Genomic DNA, 2853 nt, shown 5'->3' on the forward strand with positions numbered 1-2853 from the left:
GAAACTATATTTTTTAAATATTATAAAGATAAGTGTTTTGAATATTCGAAAACAAATAGATTAGAATTGTTTTCGAAAGTATTGTTTACTAATAATTTTTTTAATTTAAATGAGTTCCCCTTACTTCCAAACGATTTTCATATAGTCAGTAGTGAGTTCGATTCTAGAATAAAAGAACTATTTCAAAAATGGGAGATACTATTTTCATTTATTTATCTATCTTCTTTTTCATTTCTTCACAAAGAGAAATTAAATTTATCTAAAGATGCAACAAAGAACATAACAGATGTTATAAATATAAATCAATTTTCTTTTTTATACTCCAAGGAAATATATGATATTTTTAATTGGATTTACCATGATGATATTTATCTGGATAAACTTACAATAGCAAGGGAAGTAATAGAATCGTCAATATTTGATTTTAGTGATTTAAAATTAAGTGTAAGAGATATTTCAAGGGTTTATAATTTATATATAAAAAATAATGTGTCGGAATATCTAAGTGCTAAAAAGGATATAGGTGATTTTATAGTACATACACTGTATGAAATGGATCAGTATAGTAATGTTATAATTGGTAGTTTTAGCAATAACTTTGTTGCGTTAGTAGCATTTATTACGACTACTATGATAGCTAATATTGTATCTGATTCTCCTCTAGATAATATTTTTAGTAAAGATATTCTATGGTTGTTGCTGTTTGCGCTTTTTGGTTCTTTAATTTATTGTTATTTATCTAATAAAAAATTTAATAAAGATATGACAGATTTCAATAAAGTTTTTGAGAGATTAAAAAATAATTATAAAGATATTTTGATAGGGGAAGATATTGGTAGTTTATTTTCTGAATCTGAATTTAAACAGCAAGTTGAAAATATATCAGAGATTAGACTGAATATAAATATTATTTGGATTGTATCTTCTATTTTATTAATTTTTCTTACCATTGTTGCATTATATAATAAATCTATTTAATCTATTTCTAGAAACCAGATTACTACACAACAAATCCTCTAAGTTCGAACAGACCTGATAAGTACAACATTGCAACTTTCTTCTCAGATAATGTGGGAATTGAGTTGGGATTTGAACAGACCAACGAGTTCAGAGTGGTGTATGCCAATGACTTCGATAAGTCTGCGCGTTAGACTTACTAGCCCATTTATTCAGATATATCTTGATAATCATATTATTCAGTCACTGAAGAAAAAGAATTGAAAGGACCTTTCTATGCAACCAACTTACAACATTGACAATCCAAACTTGTCTTATGAAGCTAAGCGTGACTTATGGCAGATCGGTTTTGGCCTACAGAAGGTTGATAATCTAGTGCCATCAGCTTATATGGAATCTTTGGCTGAGAAACAATCTCGAGGTGAACTGACTTACGAGCAGGTTTATGAAGATGCAACGGCTTATCATCATACCATTGATGCAAGTACGGAGGAGGCAGACTTGGTTTCTCTACGTATTGTAGAACTACTGTCTCGAAGAGGCTTTAGCTTCAGCCCTGCGACCCTACTTGCTATTCATAAGGAGTTGTTTCAAGATATATTTGAAGCCTCTATTCCGGTGGGGCAATTTCGTCAAACCAATATCACAAAGAATGAACCTGTTTTGAATGGTGAAAGTGTTGTGTACTCTGATTTCTCTATGATTCAAATGACCTTGGATTATGATTTTAATCAGGAAAAACAAGTTGCATATGCGACACTAACTCAGGCGGATGTGGTTAAAAAAATCCAGCATTTTATTTCAGGAATCTGGCAGATTCATCCATTTCGCGAAGGAAACACTCGGACGGTAACGGTCTTTTTGATTCAGTATCTTCGTGAGTTTGGTTTTGATATTGATAATACACCATTTCAGCAACATGCCAAGTATTTTCGTGATGCCTTGGTATTAGATAATGCAAAGATTTTACAGCGACGTCCTGAGTTTTTAACAGCTTTTTTTGAAAATCTCTTGCTCGGTGGTCAAAATGATTTGTCTTCAGAAAAAATGTATCTAGATTTAGACTTCGACCTTTCATAATCCTAATACTGAGTAAACATTGAATTTTATGAAAAAAACGAAGTAAATATTCTCACAAGAAAACGTATATCATCAAAGTTTTAGTCGCTTGATGATATGCGTTTTTTTAATTTTATAGACTGCTCGTTTAAACTCTATTTACCTCGTACCTTCTGGTGCGAGACGGAATAAGTATTATTCGGATTTTATTTTCGTGTACAATTTCAGCCATTCTTGTTATAATCAGCCTATAGGAATCAAGGAGGTGATTGTTATGGCTGTTTTTGTGTCTTTGGATGGAATTGTGGTAGAAGTACTTGATGTCTTTTCTTCTTTTAATGGGGATAGTGAGTTTTTCTTGTGTAAACGTCTTAAAGACAAGAGTCAGTTTGTTATGGAACGCTCTCGGTTCGAGGAGATGTTCCAACTTCAAAGTAGTCACTTGACGACGCAAGAAAAATTACAATTGTTTACCTCCGTATTTGCTGGCCGTTATGATGTTTATGCTAAGAGTTTTATCAATGATCAAGGAAAAATTCAATATTTTCCATCCTATGATTATGGTTGGAAGCAGTTGCCACCTGAAAAACGGAGTTTCCAGACATTGACGGATTCCGTTTTGAAATCTCATTTTCGTGGGGAGACAGCTATCGGTATCTTTCCTATGCACTTAGATGATAGCTGTTATTTTTTGGTACTGGATTTGGATGAAAGAGATTGGAAAGAAGCCGGTTTAGCTATTCGAAGAATAGCCAGGGAACGCCAGATGGAAGCCCATCTAGAGATTTCTCGTTCGGGTCACGGACTCCATATTTGGTTCTTCTTTGAGGAAGCGAT

General features: G+C 32.8%; 3 protein-coding genes and 1 pseudogene. All 4 read left to right on the forward strand.

Annotation, left to right across the window (positions count from 1 at the left end; translation table 11 throughout):
• Positions 1 to 978 (forward strand): hypothetical protein (locus ADI58_RS11280; protein ID WP_049521545.1); only part of this gene is annotated, 978 nt, incomplete at its 5' end.
• A 29-nt stretch (positions 979 to 1007) separates the two neighbouring features.
• Positions 1008 to 1148: pseudogene (locus tag ADI58_RS11695) on the forward strand (DNA (cytosine-5-)-methyltransferase); the annotation flags it as partial.
• An 85-nt stretch (positions 1149 to 1233) separates the two neighbouring features.
• Positions 1234 to 2037 carry a Fic family protein gene (locus ADI58_RS03915; RefSeq protein ID WP_049521546.1) on the forward strand — a complete coding sequence of 268 codons (804 nt, stop codon included), beginning with the start codon at positions 1234 to 1236 and terminating at the stop codon, positions 2035 to 2037.
• Between the two features lie 253 nt (positions 2038 to 2290).
• On the forward strand, positions 2291 to 2853 hold a 563-nt coding region (locus ADI58_RS03920; RefSeq protein ID WP_049521547.1), incomplete at its 3' end, for a TOTE conflict system archaeo-eukaryotic primase domain-containing protein.

It is taken from the genome of Streptococcus mitis (assembly GCF_001074635.1).
In the GTDB taxonomy this organism is placed as follows: domain Bacteria; phylum Bacillota; class Bacilli; order Lactobacillales; family Streptococcaceae; genus Streptococcus; species Streptococcus mitis_E.